General features: G+C 28.7%; 18 protein-coding genes. 16 read left to right on the plus strand and 2 right to left on the minus strand.

Going from position 1 to position 20,778, the window contains the following annotated elements; genetic code table 4:
• Window positions 1-111: 111 nt before the first annotated feature.
• The 13 genes from AACL15_RS00230 (at window position 112) to AACL15_RS00285 (ending at window position 15,673) form a co-directional block, all read left to right on the plus strand.
• Entirely contained in the window at window positions 112-3,924 is a 3,813-nt protein-coding gene (locus AACL15_RS00230) for a DNA-directed RNA polymerase subunit beta (protein ID WP_339034223.1), read from the plus strand.
• An 18-nt stretch (window positions 3,925-3,942) separates the two neighbouring features.
• On the plus strand, window positions 3,943-7,692 hold the full coding sequence (gene rpoC, locus AACL15_RS00235) for a DNA-directed RNA polymerase subunit beta' (RefSeq protein ID WP_339034226.1): 3,750 nt from the start codon (window positions 3,943-3,945) through the stop codon (window positions 7,690-7,692).
• 78 nt (window positions 7,693-7,770) lie between these two features.
• Entirely contained in the window at window positions 7,771-8,196 is a 426-nt protein-coding gene (rpiB, locus tag AACL15_RS00240) for a ribose 5-phosphate isomerase B (RefSeq protein WP_339034227.1), read from the plus strand.
• A 12-nt stretch (window positions 8,197-8,208) separates the two neighbouring features.
• Window positions 8,209-8,832, plus strand: a complete 624-nt coding sequence (gene upp, locus AACL15_RS00245) for a uracil phosphoribosyltransferase (RefSeq protein ID WP_339034228.1) — start codon at window positions 8,209-8,211, stop codon at window positions 8,830-8,832.
• A gap of 106 nt (window positions 8,833-8,938) precedes the next feature.
• Window positions 8,939-9,289 (plus strand): MG406 family protein, encoded by a 351-nt coding sequence (locus AACL15_RS05470; protein ID WP_422398400.1) that lies wholly within the window; start codon window positions 8,939-8,941, stop codon window positions 9,287-9,289.
• Window positions 9,290-9,332: 43 nt separating this feature from the next.
• Entirely contained in the window at window positions 9,333-10,106 is a 774-nt protein-coding gene (locus AACL15_RS00250) for a F0F1 ATP synthase subunit A (protein WP_339034229.1), read from the plus strand.
• A 93-nt stretch (window positions 10,107-10,199) separates the two neighbouring features.
• Window positions 10,200-10,448 (plus strand): F0F1 ATP synthase subunit C, encoded by a 249-nt coding sequence (locus AACL15_RS00255; protein ID WP_422397915.1) that lies wholly within the window; start codon window positions 10,200-10,202, stop codon window positions 10,446-10,448.
• A 10-nt stretch (window positions 10,449-10,458) separates the two neighbouring features.
• Entirely contained in the window at window positions 10,459-10,983 is a 525-nt protein-coding gene (gene atpF / locus AACL15_RS00260; RefSeq protein WP_339034231.1) for a F0F1 ATP synthase subunit B, read from the plus strand.
• A 4-nt stretch (window positions 10,984-10,987) separates the two neighbouring features.
• Window positions 10,988-11,539 carry a F0F1 ATP synthase subunit delta gene (locus tag AACL15_RS00265; protein ID WP_339034233.1) on the plus strand — a complete coding sequence of 184 codons (552 nt, stop codon included), beginning with the start codon at window positions 10,988-10,990 and terminating at the stop codon, window positions 11,537-11,539.
• Between the two features lie 4 nt (window positions 11,540-11,543).
• Complete coding sequence (atpA, locus tag AACL15_RS00270; RefSeq protein ID WP_339034235.1) at window positions 11,544-13,118, plus strand: F0F1 ATP synthase subunit alpha; 1,575 nt, start codon at window positions 11,544-11,546, stop codon at window positions 13,116-13,118.
• Between the two features lies 1 nt (window position 13,119).
• Complete coding sequence (gene atpG, locus AACL15_RS00275; RefSeq protein ID WP_339034237.1) at window positions 13,120-13,971, plus strand: ATP synthase F1 subunit gamma; 852 nt, start codon at window positions 13,120-13,122, stop codon at window positions 13,969-13,971.
• 11 nt (window positions 13,972-13,982) lie between these two features.
• Window positions 13,983-15,380 carry a F0F1 ATP synthase subunit beta gene (gene atpD, locus AACL15_RS00280; protein ID WP_339034239.1) on the plus strand — a complete coding sequence of 466 codons (1,398 nt, stop codon included), beginning with the start codon at window positions 13,983-13,985 and terminating at the stop codon, window positions 15,378-15,380.
• The gene (locus tag AACL15_RS00285) at window positions 15,380-15,673 is read left to right on the plus strand and encodes a F0F1 ATP synthase subunit epsilon (protein WP_339034241.1); all 294 of its coding nucleotides are present in this window, start codon (window positions 15,380-15,382) and stop codon (window positions 15,671-15,673) included. Before atpD ends, AACL15_RS00285 begins: the two co-directional genes overlap by 1 nt.
• Here AACL15_RS00285 and AACL15_RS00290 read toward each other — a convergent pair.
• Window positions 15,670-16,599 carry a 5'-3' exonuclease gene (locus tag AACL15_RS00290; RefSeq protein ID WP_339034243.1) on the minus strand — a complete coding sequence of 310 codons (930 nt, stop codon included), beginning with the start codon at window positions 16,597-16,599 and terminating at the stop codon, window positions 15,670-15,672. The genes AACL15_RS00285 and AACL15_RS00290 overlap by 4 nt on opposite strands.
• A gap of 12 nt (window positions 16,600-16,611) precedes the next feature.
• Window positions 16,612-17,208, minus strand: a complete 597-nt coding sequence (locus AACL15_RS00295; RefSeq protein ID WP_339034245.1) for a YigZ family protein — start codon at window positions 17,206-17,208, stop codon at window positions 16,612-16,614.
• Window positions 17,209-17,392: 184 nt separating this feature from the next.
• On the opposite strand from AACL15_RS00295, the gene AACL15_RS00300 reads away from it, so the two are divergent.
• From AACL15_RS00300 to AACL15_RS00310, 3 genes are read left to right on the plus strand one after another with little or no spacing between them, the layout of a single operon-like run.
• A complete protein-coding gene (locus AACL15_RS00300; protein ID WP_339034247.1) occupies window positions 17,393-18,532 on the plus strand; it encodes a TSUP family transporter in 1,140 nt (379 codons plus the stop codon).
• 1 nt (window position 18,533) lies between these two features.
• Entirely contained in the window at window positions 18,534-19,724 is a 1,191-nt protein-coding gene (locus AACL15_RS00305) for an aminotransferase class I/II-fold pyridoxal phosphate-dependent enzyme (protein ID WP_339034249.1), read from the plus strand.
• A gap of 2 nt (window positions 19,725-19,726) precedes the next feature.
• The gene (locus AACL15_RS00310) at window positions 19,727-20,692 is read left to right on the plus strand and encodes an L-threonine 3-dehydrogenase (protein WP_339034251.1); all 966 of its coding nucleotides are present in this window, start codon (window positions 19,727-19,729) and stop codon (window positions 20,690-20,692) included.
• Window positions 20,693-20,778 lie beyond the last annotated feature (86 nt).

Below are 20,778 nucleotides of genomic sequence, written 5' to 3' on the forward strand. Positions count from 1 at the left end.
TAAAAAAAATGCAAAGAAATAATTATTCTTTGCTATTTGCTATTGATTTAGTCTTTAAAATAAGATAGAATTTTTTTGCGTATGTTTTATTTGAACGGGGGACACTATTAAATGAATTACAAAATCAAGAAAATTAATGCACTAGTGGAAAGGCGTGACTATGCTAAGGTATCAGGTGATTTGGAATTACCAAATCTTATTGAGTTACAAACAGACACATTTGATTGATTTAAAAATAAGGGAATAAATGAAGTATTTGAAGAAGTTTTTCCAGTTGTTTCAGCTGATGGAGATATAGTATTATCAATGACTGATTGAGAGTTTAGAGAACCAAGACTTTCAATAACAAAAGCAAAAGAAGAGTCAAAAATATTTGAAGCACCAATTTATTCAAATTTATCTTTAACTATTCATATGGAAGATGTTGAAGTTTTTAAAGAAGAAATTTCAGGATCAATGGAAACATTTCTAAAAGGATGATTACAAGAAAAATTAGAATCAACTGGAGTTGAATTTAAAGACAGTAAAGGAGCACTTTACTTTTTTGAATTCAAAAGTAAAGTTGGCGAAAAAGATACAATCCAAATTGAAATTAAAGAAGACAAAGAAGAATTCTATTTAGCAAATATTGATGTTTACAAAACAGGAGAAGTTTTCTTTGGAGAATTCCCACTAATGACAGATAGAGGAACATTTGTTATTAATGGTAGTGAAAAAGTAGTTGTTTCACAATTAGTTCGTTCACCAGGAAGTTATTTTAAAGAAGAAATGAACCGTAAAAATGGGGAAATGATTTACTTTGCAGATATTATTCCTTCAAGAGGAACATGATTAGAATTTGAATTAGATTCAAAAAAAACTTTGGATAATAAAGTATTAAATGTATTCTATGTAAAAATTGACAAATCTAGAAAAACTACTGCAACAAGTTTATTAACTGCATTTAAAATGCAAAAAGAACAAATTTTAGACTTATTTGATAATAATGAAGTAATTTCATCAAGTTATGACTTAGACACATTAACTGGTGATATTGAAATAGATTATGAAAACCAAGTTCAAGAAATTTATAAAAAAATACGTCAAGGTGAAACAGCAACAGCCGATGGAGCAAGCAAATATTTATATGGTTTACTATTTGATAAAAGAAAATATGATTTAACAAAAGCAGGAAGATTTAAATTACAACAAAAATTATCTGTAAAAAATAGATTAATTGGACGTGTTTTAGCTGAAGACATTATAGATGTAAAAGGTAAAATTGCTTTTGAAAAAGGAACAGAAATTACAAAAGATATTTTAGATGACTTAGATAGAGTTTTAGAAGCTGGAGCAATGGTTCAAAAAATTAATTTTAATGAGCAAATAACTTCAGGAAATGAAATTCAAAAAGTAAAAGTATTTAAAGATAATGACTTAAGAGATGAAACAGCAACAATTATTGGGATTACAAAAAAATCAAGAGATGAATTTATTAATCTACCAGATATAGTTGCAACAATTTCATATGCTATAAATCTAATGGATGGTATTGGTGAAATAGATGATATTGATCATTTAGGAAACAGAAGAGTTAGAACAGTTGGAGAATTATTACAAAATCAATTTAGAATTGGTATGATGCGTATTGAAAAAAATGTAAGAGAAAAACTTGCTACTTCAAATCCATTCAAAATGAAACCATCAAGTATTATTAACAATAAACCATTAACTGCAATAATTGGTGAATTTTTTAATCTTTCACAATTATCACAATTTATGGATCAAACTAACCCATTAGCAGAATTAACAAATAAACGTAGATTAACTGCTTTAGGACCGGGTGGTCTAAGTAGAGATAGAGCTGCTTTAGAAGTGCGTGACGTTCACCCTTCTCACTATGGTAGAATATGTCCAATTGAAACCCCTGAGGGACCAAATATTGGATTGATTAATAATTTATCAACTTATGCAAAAATCAACGAATATGGGTTTATTGAGACTCCATATAGAAAAGTTAAAAATACTAAAGTTATGTCAGGAGAATACGAATATTTAACTGCAGATAAAGAAAAAGATTATGTTGTTGCTCAGGCAAATATTAATCTTGGTGAAGATGGAACAATTTTAGATGACCAAGTAATTGCTCGTTATAGAGGAGATGACATTATGGTTAGTCCTAAGGATGTTGACTATGTTGACGTTTCTCCAAAACAAATTGTTTCAATTGCTACTTCATGTATTCCATTCTTAGAAAATGATGATGCTAACCGTGCGCTTATGGGTGCTAACATGCAACGTCAAGCTGTACCATTGATTAATCCAGAATCTCCAATTGTTGGAACTGGTGTTGAACATGAAGCTGCTCGTGATTCAGGAGATGCTATTGTTGCGATAGCTCCAGGGATTATTAAATATGTGGACTCTAAAAAAGTTGTGGTTGAACAAAAAGATGGAATTAAAACATATGATTTAAATGATTTTAGTCGTTCAAATAATGGAACAGCTTTAACTCATTTACCAATTGTTAAAATTGGAGATAAAGTTAAAGCAAGAGATATTTTAGCTGATGGACCATCAATGGAAAATGGTGAATTAGCTCTTGGGCAAAATGTAGTTGTAGCTTTCACAACTTGAAATGGTTATAACTATGAAGATGCTGTTATTGTTTCTGAACGTATTGTAATTGAAGATAGATTTACTTCAATTCATATTGATGAATATACAATTGAAAGAAGACAAACAAAACAAGGACCAGAAGAAATTACTAGAGATATTCCAAATATTTCTGAAGCAAGTAAAAAATATTTGGATGAAGATGGTATTGTTGCAATTGGTGCAGAGGTCAAAGTTGGAGATATTTTAGTAGGTAAAGTTACTCCAAAATCACAAACTCAATTATCACCAGAAGATAAATTATTGCATGCTATCTTTGGAGAAAAATCAAGAAATGTTAAAGATAATTCTTTAAGAGTACCAAATGGTGGTGAAGGAATTATTAAATCAATTAAACGTTTTTCAAGAGTTGATGGACATGATCTACCAGCTGATATATTAGAAATTATTAAAGTTTATGTTGTTCAAAAACGTAAAATTCAAGAGGGAGATAAAATGGCTGGACGTCATGGTAACAAAGGTGTTATTTCAAAGATCTTACCTGTTGAAGATATGCCACATATGGAAGATGGAACACCAGTTGATATTATGTTAAATCCACAAGGGGTTCCCTCACGTATGAATATTGGACAAGTACTAGAAATTCACTTAGGAATGGCTGCAAAAAAACTTGGAATTAAAGTTAATACTCCTGTTTTTGAAGGAGTTAAAGAACAAGAATTACAAGATATTATGAAAGAAGCTGGAATGGATAACTATGGAAAAGTGACATTAATTGATGGTCAAACGGGAGAAGCGTTTGATAAACCAATCTCTGTTGGTGTAATGTACATGTTAAAACTATCTCACATGGTTGATGATAAATTACATACAAGAAATATTGGTCCATACTCATTAATTACTCAACAACCATTAGGAGGAAAAGCTCAAAATGGTGGTCAAAGATTTGGAGAAATGGAAGTTTGAGCACTTGAAGCTTATGGCGCTGCTTATACACTACGAGAAATCTTAACTATTAAATCTGATGATATTAAAGGTCGTATTAAAACATATGAATCAATTGTTAGATCTAAACCAATTCCTAAACCAGGAATTCCTGAATCATTTAATGTTCTTACAAAAGAGATTATGGGATTAGGATTTGATATGCATATGATTGACCAAGATGGCAAAAAAGTGCAAATCAATGCATATGACGATGACGACGATTTTGAAATAGACGAAGAATTATTAGCAGATTCATCATTCAATGATGCTGATCTTGCAGGATTTAGTGAAACTAGCGAAAATGATGTTATTACTTTTGAAGATGAAAGTATAGAAGAATAAAAGAGGAGAAGTTTTAAGATGGCAATTTCAAATAAGAGAATGATTAAAATTGAATTAGCTTCTCCAGATGTGATTAGATCTTGATCACGTGGTGAAGTTACAAAACCAGAAACAATTAACTATAAAACATTAAAAACAGAAAAAGAAGGTTTATTTGACGAAAGAATATTTGGACCAACTAGAAATTATGAATGTGCCTGTGGGAAATACAAAAAAGTAAAAAACAAAGGTAAAATTTGTGAGCGTTGTGGAGTAGAAATTACTGAATCAATTGTTAGACGTGAAAGAATGGGACATATTGAGCTTGAAGAGCCAGTAACTCATATTTGAATGTTAAAAGTTGCTCCTTCAAGAATAGCTTCAATTTTGGATTTAAAAACTAAAGAAGTTGAAGAAGTTGTTTATTTTGTAAGTTATATTGTTTTAGATCCTGGAAATTCAAAACACCTTAAAAAAGGAATGGTTTTAGATTTAGGGAATGCAAAAGCAAGTTTAAAAACAAGAGAAAAATTATTAAAAACACTTGAAGATATAAAAGCAGGAATTGAACCAGAAACATTTTCTTGAAAAAGAGCTGAGAATTTAATTAATCAATTAAGAACTCCAAGTTTACCATTTTCAATGGATGAAGCTGCAACTTTTATTTCAAGATATATTAATGCTAAGTTTGGAATTGGTGCTAATGCCATTGAAGACTTATTAAAAAATATTAATTTAGAAAAAGAAATTGAAAAAATCAGATATGACTTAAAGGAAAAAAGAGGATCATCTGAACAAAATAAACTAATGAAACGTTTAGAAGTTTTAGACTCATTAAAAAAATCTAAATCAAGACCGGAATGAATGATTTTACATGTTATTCCGGTAATTCCACCAGATATTAGACCAATTATTCAATTGGATGGTGGTAGATTTACTACTTCTGAAATCAATGATTTATATAGAAGAATTATTATTAGAAATGAGCGTCTAAAAAAAGTTAAATCAATGGGAGCTCCAAGTATTATTGTTAATAATGAAAAGCGTATGCTTCAAGAAGCAGTTGATGCTTTATTAGATAATGAACGTAAACCAAGACCAGTAACTGGTAAAGATAAGCGTCCTTTAAAATCATTAACATCAATTTTAAAAGGTAAGCAAGGAAGATTCCGTCAAAATCTTTTAGGAAAACGTGTTGACTATTCAGGGCGTTCAGTTATTGCAATTGGACCTGATTTAAAAATGTATCAAGCTGGTATCCCAAGAGATATGGCAATTACATTATTTAAACCATTTATCATTAGAAGATTACAAGAAAAAGATTTTGCTGAAAATGTAAAAGTTGCAGAAAAAATGATATTAACAAATGATGCAAAAGTATGAGATGTTTTAGAAGAAGTAATTAAAGATAGACCGGTTTTATTAAACCGTGCTCCTACTCTTCACCGTTTAGGTATTCAAGCATTTGAACCGAAATTAGTTAAAGGTAAAGCTATTAGACTTCATCCATTAGTAACAACAGCATTTAATGCCGATTTCGATGGTGATCAAATGGCTGTCCATTTACCAATTAGTGATGAAGCCGTTGCTGAAGCTAGAGCACTTATGTTAGGTTCAAAAGCTATTCTTGGACCAAAAGATGGTAAACCAATTGTTACTCCAACTCAAGATATGATTTTAGGAAACTATTACATAACAACAGAGGAAAAAGGTGTACTTGGTGAAGGAACTTTATTTACAAATTATGATGAAGTAAAAATTGCATATGAAACTGATTCTGTTTCATTAAATGCAATTGTTGCTATTCCAATTAGTGAACTTAAAAATAAAAAAATATCAGATAAACATAAAGATAAATTCTTAATTACAACTGTTGGTAAAATATTCTTTAACCAAATGTTTGTTGAAGAATTCCCTTGAATTGTTAATGCAAATATTAACAATGCAGAAGAAGAAATTGAGAAGTTTCTGATTGATGGAAATACTGATATAAGAGCTTATATTCAAAAGGATTATCAAATTCAACAACCAATTAAGAAAAAAGAATTATCTTCAATTATTGAAAGATACTTTAAATTATTTGGAGCACAAAGAACTGCTCAAATGTTAGATAATATGAAGGATTTAGGATTTAAATTCTCATCAAAATCTGGAACAACAATTAGTGCAGCTGACGTTGTTGCTTATACACAAAAATTTGAAGATTTTAAAATTGCAGATGAAAAGGTAACTCAAATTACTAATTTCTATAATATGGGTATGTTAACAAAAACTGAGAAAAAACGTAGAGTAATTACTGTATGATCTCAAGTAAAAGATAAAATTCAAAATAAACTTGAAGAAGTTCTAAAAAAAGATCCAAAAAATCCAGTATTTGTTATGGCCGATTCAGGAGCTCGTGGTAATGTTTCGAACTTTACACAGTTAGTAGGTATGAGGGGTCTTATGAATGACCCAAAAGGTGATATTAAAGAAATTCCAATTAAGTCTTCATTCCGTGAAGGTTTAACTGTTTCAGAATATTTTATTTCTACTCACGGAGCAAGAAAAGGTATGGCTGATGTTGCCTTGAAAACAGCTGACTCAGGTTATTTAACAAGAAGACTTGTTGATATATCACAAGAGATTATTGTTACTGAAGATGATTGTAAAACAACAAAAGGATTTGATGTTCATTCAATTATTGAAACTAAACATGATAATATAATTGTTCCTTTAAAAGATAGATTAGTTGGAAGATTTACTTTCAATGATGTTATTAGTTCAAAAGGAAAAACAATTGTTGAAGCTAATGAACTTATTACATTACAATTAGCAGATGATATTATTAATGCTGGAATTGAGGAAGTTCAAATTAGAACAGTTTTAACATGTGATACAAACCGTGGTGTATGTAGAAAATGTTATGGAATAAACTTAGCAACTGGAGAGATTGTTACAATTGGTGAACCTGTTGGAGTTATTGCAGCACAATCTATTGGTGAGCCAGGTACTCAGTTAACTATGCGTACTTTCCATACTGGAGGGGTTGCTGGTGGAGCAGATATTACTCAAGGGTTACCTCGTATTAAGGAATTACTTGACGTTACAAATCCGAAAGGTTCAATTGCTATAATTTCACAAATTGATGGTGTTATTAAAGAAGCAAAAGAAGAAGAAGGAATTATAACAATAGTTGTTGCTTCTGAACAAGACGAAAGAAAATACAAATCACAATATGGAGCTATCTTAAGAGTAACAGAAGGTGAATTTGTAACTCGTGGTCAAAAATTAACAGAAGGTGCAATAAATATTAAAGAATTATTAGAGGTTGCAAGAATCGAAGATGTACAAAACTATATTTTAAAAGAAGTTCAAAAAGTATATCGTCTACAAGGTATTGAAATTTCTGATAAGTACATTGAAATTATTGTTAAACAAATGTTAAATAAAGTTAAAATTATTGACTCAGGAGAAACTGAATTACTTCCTGGAGAAGTTATTTCTTCAAGAACATTTAGAAATGAAGTTAAACTTGCAATTATTGCTGGTAAAAAACCACCGCTTGCAAAACATGTTATCTTTGGTATTAAAAAAGCTCCGCTTGAATCAGATTCTTGATTATCAAGTGCTTCATTCCAAGATACAGCAAGAGTTCTTGTAAAAGCTGTAATCAAAGGAAAAATTGATAAACTAGAAGGATTAAAAGAAAATATTATGTTAGGAAATTTAATCCCAGCTGGAACAGGGTTAACGGGTAGTGCAGATATAATTAAAAAGGGTAAGGAAACTTACGATTCAGAATATTAAAAAGGTGAAAACCTTTTTTTATTTTAAGTTTTTTTATTTTTAAAATAGTGTATATTCATTTTGAGGGAGCTTTTAATTATGAAAATATATATTGGAAATGATCACGCAGGTGTTGAAATGAAAAATCAAATAGTGAAATTTTTAAAAACAAAAGGTCATGAAGTGATAAATATTGGAGCAGATAATAGTCATTCAGTAGACTATCCTGATTTTGGTATAGAAGTTGCACAAAAAGTTGTTGAAAATAATAGTTATGGAATAATAATTTGTGGTACAGGTATTGGAATATCAATAGCTGCAAATAAAGTAAAGGGTGCACGTGCCGCTTTGTGTTATGAAGATCAAACAACAATCTTGGCAAGACAACATAATAATGCAAATATCTTAGCTCTTGGAGCAAGAATAATCGCAAATGAAAAAGCACTTAGACTTGTAGATTTTTTTTTAAATACAGAATTTGAAGAAAGACATAAAAATAGAGTAGAAAAATTAAATAATCAATAAGGGGGTTATCAAATGGCTTTTACAATTATTAAACATCCTCTTATTCTAGATAAATTAACTAGAATGAGAAAAGAGGATACATCGTCTAAAGACTTTAGAGAAAACTTAAATGAAATAGGACAACTAATGGTTTATGAAATTTTTAGAGATGTTCCTATACAAGAAGTTGATATCAAAACACCTGTGACTTCAACAAAGGGATATAAGTTAGATGTTCCGGTAGTTTTAGTACCAATTATTAGAGCAGGATTGGGAATGACAGAGGGAATACAAAGATTAGTACCTACTTCAAGAATTGCACATATTGGTCTTTATAGAGATGAAGAAACTCTAGAGCCTGTACAATACTTTGCAAAAACAACAAAAGATATTGAAAGTAGTTATGTTATTGTTGTTGACCCAATGTTAGCAACAGGAGGTAGTGCTTCAAAGGCAATTGAAATAGCTAAATCTTGAGGAGCAATTCAAATAAAGTTTGTTTGTTTAGTTGCTGTGCAAAAGGGTGTGGATAGAATTATTAAAGACCATCCAGATGTAGATATTTATACTGCTAGTTTAGACCCAATTTTAAACGAAAGTGGATTTATAGAACCTGGTCTTGGAGATGCTGGAGATAGAATTTTTGGAACAAAATAGATATATTTAATGTATCTATTTTTTTATTATGACTATAATTTTCCTAGATTTTATAAATTAATAAGAGTATTATTAATTAGATGGAACTTAACAAGGAGATTATAATTTGTTTAAAAATAAAGAAAAAATTATATTAATATCTCTTATATCAATGATTACATGCTTATTAACAATTTTATTTGTTTTAAAATTAGTAAATTTTTCATTAGTTACGGGGTATCTCTTAGGTTCTTGTTTTTTGTTTTTTTCATTATTTTTTATGAAATTAGGAATAAAAAATTTGATCGATAATTTAAATCCTTATAGTTATATGTTTATTACAACATTGCGAATGGGGTTTTATATTGTTCCATTCCTTATAAGTTTTTACTTACCGAACATATTTAATATATATGGATTAGTAATTGCTTTTATAGTAAATTGAATTCCCTCAGTTTATTTTAGTAAAGCCAAGTAAGTGAATTTTTATATGGTAACTATTAAAAGAGAAAGGAGTATATATGTTCCTTGCAGATGACAAAGGTTTTGGTGATGCTCTATTTTCAATTACCCCTCAACTTTTATCTATACTAATAACTTGCATTATTATTTGTACATTTTGTATAGTTTATAATGTAAAAATTAGAAATTATAAAGAAGATAAAAAATTAACTGGTTTTTTAGTTTTAACAGAAATGTTTATTACTAAGGTTGAAAATATGGTTATTACAATCATGGGTAAAAAATACAGAAAATTAACTCCATACATAATGTATATTTTTATGTATATAATTGTTTCTTCTGTAGTATCAATTTTGGGAATAGAGTCATTAACAACTTCTTATACAGTTACATTCTCAATGGGATTTGTAACATTTATAGGAATTTATTATTACGGATTAAGGTATCAAAAGCTAGCTTTTTTCAAAAGATATTATAATCCAATAGAGATTTTAGGACAGTTTGTCCCTTTAATATCTCTTTCTTTTAGACTATTTGGAAATATGCTTGGAGGTAGTATTTTATTAGGATTACTTTATGCAAGTCTAATACAACTTCAAGGTAATATATTTTGACCAAATGGTCCTGGAATGGATTGAGATAATAAGCTAAATTACTGATGAGCAGGATTTAATATTTTTTCAGTAGTTTCATTACCATGGTTACATTTATACTTTGATTTATTTGATGGAACCATTCAAGCAGTTGTTTTTTCAATGTTAACTCTTTCTTATTGATCTGGTGCTAAACTAGGTGAAGGTCTTAATGATGGAGAAGAAAAAATTGAAAGATAATTTATAAAAGGAGAAAAAAATATGTTTGCACAAATACTTACAAATCTAGGGGGTAACTTTATTTCAATTATGCCCTTATACTCAACGTTATTAATGTTTTTTGCTGAAGCAAATGAAGTAGGAGATGGATTAAAACTTCTTGGGGCAGGACTTACAGGAATGGGAATGGTTGGAGCATCAATTGGACAAGGAATAGTGGGATATGGAGCTTGTATCGCAATTGGCAGAAATCCAGAAACAGCACCAAAAATTACCTCTACATTAATTATTACTGCTGGCTTTGCAGAATCAGGAGCTATATACGCACTTGTAATTGCAATTTTATTAATTTTTGTAGCTTAAGAAAGATGAGATGAATTTTATGTTTTTAGATGCTGGAATACCAAATATTATTGAAAATTTATTTCCTAACTTAGCAAATTTTATTGCTCATGTTCTATCAACAATAATTATATTAATATTATTAACTAAGTTAGTTTATAAACCTTTTAGAGAAACAATAAAAGAACGTAGAAAAAAAATTAGTGAATTATTGGATGATGCTGTTTCAAAACAGGCAAAAGCAAACAAAAATAATAAAGAGGCTTTTCAAATTTTGGATTCAGCAAAAGAAGAATCTAAAATGATAATGAATTCAGCAAAATTATCTGCTGATAATTTAAAGTTAGAGATTATGGAAAATGCAAGAACAGAAGCTGCAAATATTCAAAACCATGCTCAAAAGACAATTCAACTTGAAAAAAATGAAATGTATGAGCAAATGAGACAAGAAGTTATTGATCTAGCATTTGTAGCAGCAGAAAAAATTTTAAACGAAAATATTTCTAAAGATAAAAATGAAAAAATGATTAAAGAGTTTATAAATAGTTTGGATTAATTAAGTGATTAAACAATCTTTAATTAATAATTGAGCAACAGCAATTTGTGAATTAATTGTTGAAGAAAAAAGAGCCAAATCATTTACAAAAACTTTAGAAGAATTAAAAAATATTTTTGAGTTAAATCAAGAAGCAATATACTTTTTATCAAATAAATTTATTAATGTTAAAACTAGAATAAAATTTATTGAAAATATTTTTAAAAAAGATTTAGAACCATTAGTTCTAAATTGTTTAAAATTAATTGTTGAAAGAGAAATTTTTTCATATATAGAATATATCTTAAATGCTGCGATAAAAAAATTATGAGAGAGTTTAGATATTAAAAAAGGAATAATTTACTCAACTTTAAAAATTGATCAAAAATATATTTCTACCATTGAAGAGAAAATTAAAAATAAAATAAATCAAAATATAAAACTGGAAAATAAAATTGATAACTCTTTAATTGCTGGTATTAGAATTGAAGTGGCTAATAATATTTTTGATTTTTCATTAAAGGGAAAAGTCGAAGATATGAAAAATATTATTTTGGAAAATAGAGAGCAGAGGTAAAGATATGTCACTTAAAATAAATGAAATATCAGAGGTTATAAAAAAACAAATTAAAGAATATGGCAAAAATATTATTCAATCACAAGAAGGTACTGTTGCAAGTATTGGTGATGGTGTTGCTCTTTTATTTGGACTTGAAGATGTTATGATGGGTGAGCTTTTAATTTTCTCAAATGATATTTATGGTATGGCTCTTAATTTGGAAGAGGGTGCAGTTGGTGCAGTTATTATGGGTGATGATTCAAAAATTCGTCAGGGTGATAAAGTTGTTAGAACTTGCAAAGTTGTTGAAACTCCAGTTGGTGATACTCTTCTGGGAAGAGTTTTAAATGGAATGGGTTCACCAATTGATGGAAATGGACCATTAAAGAATACAAAGTTTGCACCAGTAGAAAAAATTGCTTCGGGAGTTATGTCTAGAAAATCAGTTAATCAACCAATGGAAACCGGAATTATGTCAATTGACTCAATAATACCTATTGGAAAAGGGCAAAGGGAATTAATTATTGGTGATAGACAAACTGGTAAAACAGCAATTGCTATTGATGCAATTATTAATCAAAAAGGAAAAAATGTTAAGTGTATTTATGTGGCAATTGGTCAAAAAGAGTCAACAGTTGCTCAAGTTGTTGAAAAATTAAAACAAGCTGGGTCAATGGAATATACAACAGTAATTTCAGCATCAGCAAGTGAATCAGCACCAATTCAATATATAGCACCTTATACTGGAGTTTCAATTGCAGAAGAATGAATGTCTAAAGGCGATGATGTTTTAATTATTTATGATGATTTATCAAAGCATGCAATTGCTTATCGAACTTTATCTTTATTATTAAGACGTCCACCAGGTCGTGAAGCATATCCAGGAGATGTTTTTTATCTACACTCAAGATTACTTGAAAGAGCAGCAAGAGTAAATGAAAATTTTGGTGGAGGAAGTATTACAGCTTTACCAATTGTTGAAACTCAAGCTGGAGATATATCTGCATATATACCAACCAATGTAATTTCAATTACTGATGGGCAAATCTTTTTATCAGAGCAATTATTTAACTCAGGTATTAGACCAGCTGTTGATACTGGATTGTCTGTATCAAGGGTAGGTTCTGCAGCTCAAATTAAAGCAGTTAAACAAGTAGCTAGTACTTTAAAATTAGAATTGGCTCAATATTATGAGTTACAAGCATTTGCAAAATTTGGAAGTGATCTAGATGAAACTACAAAAGAAACATTAAATCATGGTCAAAAAATTGTTGAACTTCTAAAGCAAAGGCAATATAAACCAACAGCCCAAATTGATCAAGCAATTTTATTATTATCTATTAAAGAAAGATTAATAAAATGATTACCACTAAGTGAAATGATTAATTTTAAAGAGTCAGTTTTTTACCATTTTGAAAATGATAAAAATGCTAAAGCTCTTAGAAAAATGCTAGAAGCAGAAAAAGAGTTTAGTGATAATTTATATGTTTCTGTAAAATCTCAATTGATACTGGTTTTAAAAAATATTACTTCAAAGTTACAAGGTTATAAAGTTGATGACTATGGTAAAAAAGATGAGTATGAAAGTTTAGGTTAGTATGGCAAATTTAAGTGAATTAAAAGCTGGAATAAGTTCAATAAAAGATATTGGTAAAATTACTGGGGCAATGGAATTAGTTGCAACAGCAAAATTAAAAAAAATATCTAAAAGGATGGGAAACATTCAAACTTATTTAGATGAAGTATACGATGTTTTTAATTATATTATTTCACACTCAGAGGACTCAATATATTTAAAAAAGCAAAACCAAGTATTAAACAGTACTTTATGAATTGTTATTGGTTCTAATTTAGGATTATGTGGTGGATATAACTCAAGTATTTTTAAAGTATTAAAACCATTAGTAAATAAAAAAACAGATAGTGTAATTGCAATTGGAACAAAGGTTGTTAACTTTTGTAGAGCAAATAATATAAATATTAAAGAGGAATTTTTAGATATTGATGTTGATTTTTCAAATGAACAATCAAGAAAAATGTCAGTTAATTTACTAAACTCTTTTGTTCAAAAAGAATTTGATCAAATAAAAATTGTCTATACAAAATTTATTAACAATGTTACTTTTGAACCAACTGTTTTGGATATGTTTCCAATTGAAAAAAAACAAGATGAGAATGAATTACATCAAGATTTAATTTTAGAACCAGATCCAGAAACTGTATTAACAACAAGTGTTTCAATGTATTTAAATACAATTTTATTTGGTACAGTCATTGAATCACAAGTTTCAGAACATGCAAGCAGAAGGATGGCTATGGAAGCTGCAAATAAAAATGGGAAAGAACTTTCAGATAATTTAAGCGTAGTGTTTAATAGAAAAAGACAAGAAAATATTACACAAGAAATTAGTGAAATTATTGGAGGAGCTAATGCTCAAAATGAAGATTAGAGGTAATAAGTATGACAGAAAAAATTACACAAGGTAAAGTTGTTCAAGTAATGGGTCCTGTTGTGGATGTAAAATTCAAACAAGACGACATGCCAAAACTTTATAATACAATTGAGTTGGATAATAATGGAATAAAACTTGTTTTAGAAGTTGTTCAACATATTGGTGATGACTTAGTTAGAACTATTGCTATGGGTCCTACTGAAGGTTTAGTTCGAGGCATCATTGGAAGAAATACTGGGGGACCAATTAGTGTTCCAGTAGGAGATAAAGTTCTAGGAAGAATGTTCAATGTTTTGGGTGACCCAATAGATGATAAACCTCCAGTTAAAGGAGAAAGAATGCCAATTCATAGATTAGCTCCAAATTATGACGAACTTGCTACTTCTGCTGAGATTTTGGAAACAGGAATTAAAGTCATAGATTTAATGATGCCTTTTGCAAAAGGAGGTAAAATTGGTTTATTTGGTGGAGCGGGAGTTGGAAAAACAGTTCTTGTTCAGGAGTTAATTAATAATGTAGCTAAAGCCCATGGTGGTATTTCTGTATTTGCAGGAGTTGGTGAAAGAACAAGAGAAGGTAATGATTTATATTTTGAAATGATAGATGCAGGAGTTATTGATAAAACATCTTTGGTTTTTGGTCAAATGAATGAGCCACCAGGAGCAAGAATGAGAGTGGCACTTACTGGTTTAACAATTGCAGAATATTTTAGAGATATTAAAAATCAAGATGTACTTTTATTTATTGATAATATTTTTAGATTTACTCAAGCAGGTTCAGAGGTTTCTGCTCTTTTAGGAAGAATGCCTTCAGCTGTTGGATATCAACCAACATTAGCAACTGAAATGGGAGCTCTTCAAGAAAGAATTACGTCAACTCAAAAAGGTTCGATTACGTCTGTACAAGCAGTTTATGTACCAGCAGATGACTTGACTGATCCGGCACCAGCTACAACATTTACTCACTTAGATGCTTCTGTAGTTTTGGATAGAAATATTGCATCATTGGGAATTTATCCAGCAATTGATCCATTAAATTCAAATTCTAGGATGTTAGATCCACAAATTGTAGGAGAGAATCATTATCAGATAGCTTTAAAAGTACAAGAAACTTTACAAAAATACAAGGAACTACAATCAATAATAGCAATTCTTGGGATGGAAGAACTTTCAGAAGAAGATAAAATTGTAGTTAATAGAGCAAGAAAAATAAGAAACTTTATGTCTCAACCCTTTACTGTTGGTGAAAAGTTTACAGGTAGAAGTGGTAAATATGTTGCAGTTAAAGATACGGTAAGTTCATTTGAATCCATATTAAATGGTAGTTTAGATCATATTCCTGAGATTTTATTTATGTATGCAGGTTCGGTTGAAGAAGTTATTGAAAGATTCAAAACTAAAAAATAATGCAACTAACTAAATTGAAAATCATTACTCCTGAAGGTGTGTATATAGATGATTTAGAAGTAGAATATGCAAATGTAAGAACTTCAGATGGACAAATAACAATTTATGCTAACCATACCTCAATTGTTTCAACACTTCTTATTGGTGATATGAAATATGAAATTGATGGAACTATAAAATATATTCATCTTCATAGAGGAATAATAAGAGTTTCAAAAGATCAAATTAGAATATTAACTCAAAGACTTTATGAAGTTGATGAAAAAGGTCAAAAAATAAAAACAGAGATTTAAGAAAGTTCTTGTATCTCTGTTTTTATTTTTTCTCTATAACTAAGTTGTTGTTTAACTTTATCTTCAATCATTTTAGTAAAAGCTCACATTTTCTCTCTTTTTAGAAAACCCATAAATCTTATGTAGTTAATTCTTAAAGGTTTAAAGTTAATTCTCCCAATATCAACATTTTTTAATATTTTTGCAATTTGCTTATTCATTAAAACTTTTTCTTTGCAAAGTTCAAGTTTTTTTCTTTGCTCTTCAGGAAAGTCAGTTAAGTTTTTATAAATATTTTCAACACATCCATATTTCGCAACTAATTTTGTTGCTGTATTATAATGCATTCCTCTAACACCCTTTATGTTATCTGATTGATCACCTAATAGTGATTTTATATCAGGTATTTGACAAGGTTTACAACCAAATTTTTCAAAAACTTCTTTTTTTGTTATTATTTCCTGTTTACATTTTTTTGATTGTTGTGAAACAACTTTTACATCATCACAAATTAATTGATATGTATCTTTATCATTTGAAACTATTTCAACTTGATAGCCAAGTTTAACAGCTATTCTAGAAATAGTTCCCATTATATCGTCACCTTCATATTTAACTTTTTCATATCATGGTATATTTGCAGCTGTTAAAAAATCTCTTACTAATTGCATTTGTGGAATTAAATCTGATGGTGTTTCTTTTCTTGTTGCTTTATATTCTGGATATATTTCTTTTCTTCAACATTCTTTTCCCACATCAAATGTAACTAGTACAGTATGATATTCATTTGATTGAACTAATTGAAAAACATTTGCTACAAAGACGTATACAGCATTTATTAAAACTCCATCTCTATTTATAGCAACTTTTTTTCTCTTTAAACTTCCATAATAACCTTTGTGAAGAAGATGATAACCATCTATAATCACAACTTTTTTCTTATCCATTATTGTTCTCCTTTAATAATATCCATGCTTAATTTTTAAAATATTTATTTTATTTTTAATAGAGTCCATTTTTTCAATTTTATCTAAATTGAATTCTACCGTAACTAAATCTTCAGTATACGTATAATTAATGTCTTCAGCTTGTTTTACTAAAAATAAATTAATAGCTTTAATATCTGCTATTTTAAAATTTATTTTTATATTATTTAGAAGTCTTAATTTTTTAAAGTCAGTTTCCTTCATTATTTTAATTGCTGAATTAGTATAAGCTTTTTGCAATCCGCCTGTTCCTAGTTTTACTCCACCATAATATCTTTTAACAAATATTATAATATCAGTAACATTGTTTACTTCAATTAGTTTTAACAATGGTTCACCTGCAGTTCCGCTAGGTTCACCATCATTGTTATATCCATAATTTAAATTATCATGGCCATACTTAAAAGCATAGCAATTATGAGTTGCTCTTTTATCAATATACTTTTTTATAAAATTTTCTAATTCAGTTTTATTTGTTACTTTTGAAATATAGGTAGTGAATCTTGATTTCTTAGCTAAGAAACTTCTTATCACAATATTGTTATTGCTTAATATCTTTAAACTTATCATAACTTTACCAACAATTATTTTACTCTTTTATTGCAAAAAATAGTAGTTTTTATAGAAATATTTTATTTTATTGCATTGGAAAATTTTATACTTTTTTAAAAATAAATGGAGAAAATATTGGTTTTTTTTTTTTTTTTATATTATATTAGTGGTTATAAGTTTTTATAGCCATAGAAAGAAAAGAATGAGAAAGGAAAATATTATAGTGAAAGAAGAATCACAGTTATTTTTATCAAAGCAAGAACATAAGAAAAAATTTGCTAAATGGATGTTATTTTTTTCTATTGCAATGGTAGTAACTATTATATCAATTTTAATTAACTATTTAGTTTTTTTCCCTTGACAAAACCCTGGGAAAATTATTTGAGAGGGAGAACAATTAATTGCTTTTATAATTTGCATATTTTTATTATTATCTGCAGTTGTATTTTGTGTAATTTATTTTTGATTTACATTAAAAGTCAAATACGAAGATGTAAATAATAAGGAAAAAGCAATTTTGGCAGTAGGTTTCACTGGAGGATTTACAGATACAATTGGTGTTGGTTCTTTTGGAGTTATTACTGGTTTATTAAAAGGAACAAGAACAATAAAAGATGATACAAAGTTACCTGGTACATTAAATGTTGCTTTAGGTGTAAGTGCTTTGATAGAGTCAGCTTTATTTGTTGGTTCGATTCAAGTAAACATTGCAACTCTATTAATTTTAGTTATATCAATTATTTGTGGGACTTTTGTAGGTTCCTTATTTGTATCAAAGATAAAAAATCAAAATTCAATAAAAATTATTATGGGGGTAGTTTTATTTTGTGTAGCAATATTAATGATTTTAACTCATCCTCAAGTTAACGTAATCAGCACATCAAATATTGGAGATAAAACTTCACTTATGGATAAACCTTGAAGAATTATTATTGGAACAATTGTATTTTTCTTTTTAGGAATGATTCAATCATTTGGAATTGGTCTATATGCACCAGCAATGGCAACACTATCTTTTTTAGGATTGCAACAAGAAGTAGTGTTTCCTATAATGGCTTGTGGATCAGCTTTATGTATGTTGCCTGCAGCATATACTTTTATAAAAAGAAAAAAATACTTACAACAAACGTCCAATTTAATTTTAATATCAGCCATTTTTGGTGTAGTATGTTCATTTTTATTAATCTTTGTAGGTTTACAAATGGGAGCAGGAATGGACAAAAGAACTTTTGATATTGTTCTTAAATGATTAGCAATAGCTGTTATATTTTATGTCTCAATATCTATGTTAGTTGAATTTTATTTAATTAAAAAAAGACAGAAAGTAAATAAAGGAGAATAAAATGAGTTTATATAATCGTTTAGAAAAAGAATTAAAAATTAGAAAAGAAGATAAACTTTATAACATTATCAAAATACTTGAGGGAGCTCAAAGTGATGTTGTAAAAATTAATAATAAAGATTTTTTAAATATGTGTTCAAATAATTATTTGGGGTTTGCAAATGATCCAATTACAGTCCAAGCAATTAAAGAAGCAGCAGACAAATATGGCGTTGGACCTGGAGCTGTAAGATCAATTTCTGGTAGTTACTCTGTTCATCGAGAATTCGAAAAAATTTTAGCAGAGTTTAAAAACTCTGAAGATGCTTTAGTTGTTCAAAGTGGGTTTCAAGCGAATACTGGATTAATACCAACAATTACAAATGATAATGATTTAATCATTTCTGATGAGTTGAATCATGCTTCAATAATTGATGGAATTCGTTTATCAAAAGCCAAAAGAGCTGTTTATAAACATTGCGATATGAGTGATTTAGAAAATATATTAAAAATTAATTCTAATGAAATAACAGGCAATATTTTTATTATCACAGATGGTGTTTTTTCTATGGATGGAGATGTTGCTCCATTAGATAAAATTAACTACTTAGCAAAAAAATATAATGCTTATAGCATTGTTGATGATGCCCATGGTGAAGGAGTGCTTGGGCCAAATGGTCAAGGCTCAATTGCACACTTTGGTCTGGAAGGAAAAATTGATATAGAAGTTGGAACATTGTCAAAGGCGTATGGACTTGTTGGAGGTTTTATTTGTGGTAATTCAATACTGATTGAATATCTAAAGCAAAAATCGAGAGTCTTTTTATTCTCGTCCTCATTGCAAACAGGAATTTGTTATGCTGGAATAAAAATTATAAAAGAGATGAAAAAATCAAATGATAGAATTAAAAAACTTTGAGAAAATACAAAATATATTCAAAATAAGTTTACTAATAATGGTTATTCAATAGGTAATACAAAAACTCCAATTACACCATTCATGGTAGGAGAAGAATCAATTGCTACAGAATTAACTAAGATATTATTTGAGAAACAAATTTTGGTATCTCCTATTATTTATCCAACAGTTTCAAAAGGAAAAGCCAGAATAAGATTAATGATTTCATCATTACATTCAAAAGGTCAATTAGATCAAGTCTATAAAGTTATTACAGAAGAGTTTGAAAAAATTAAAACAAAAGGAGAGAAATAGATATGAAAAAAGTTTTAATTACAGGAGCTTTGGGGCAAATAGGTTCAGAGTTAGTTTTACGTTTAAGAAAGGATTTGGGAAATGATAATGTTATAGCAACAGACATAAGAAAACTTGAAGATAATTTTATTTGTGATGAAGGAGTTTTTGAAAAATTGGATGTCACTAATTATGATTCTTTTTTACAATTGGCAAAAAAATATGAAGTAGATACAATTATTCACTTAGCAGCTTTATTGTCAGCAACTGCTGAAAAAAATCCTAAATTTGCTTGAGATTTAAATATGAATGGATTAATGAATGCTTTAGAGATATCTAAAGAATTAAATACTAAATTTTTTGCTCCATCATCAATAGCAGCATATGGACCAGATGCAGAAGCAAACAATACTCCTCAGGATACAGTTATGAACCCTACAACAATGTATGGGGTAACAAAAGTTGCGGGAGAGCTATTAGAAAATTATTATAATAAGAAATATGGTGTTGATTCAAGATCAGTAAGGTTCCCAGGATTAATATCATATAAAGTTGAGCCTGGTGGTGGAACTACTGATTATGCTGTTGATATTTATTATCAAGCCCTATTAAATGGTAGCTATGAAAGTTATATTGATAAAGGAACAAAAATGGACATGATGTATATGGATGATGCAATTGACGCTATTGTCCAATTAATGAATGCTGATCCAAAAAAATTAATTCATAGAAATTCATTTAATATAACTGCTATGTCTTTCGCACCAGAAGAAATTTTTGAATCAATTAAAAAATATATTCCTGATTTCAAAATGGATTATAAAGTTGATACTACTCGTCAAAAAATTGCAGATTCTTGACCAAATAGTATTGATGATAGTTGTGCAAGAAAAGAATGAGACTTTAATCCTAAGTATAACTTAGATGCAATGACAAAAGAAATGTTAGAGAAATTAAAAGAAAAATTAAAAGCAGAGGGCAAAATTTAATAAATAAGTTCCTTTAACTTTTTAAATTAGAGAAACTTTGCAATTTAAAATAGTACAGTAACTTTTGTAGGTTTATCAGTCAGTTA

Origin of the sequence: Spiroplasma endosymbiont of Cantharis rufa, from assembly GCF_964019665.1 — a bacterium.
Lineage (GTDB): Bacteria > Bacillota_I > Bacilli_A > Mycoplasmatales > Mycoplasmataceae > Spiroplasma_A.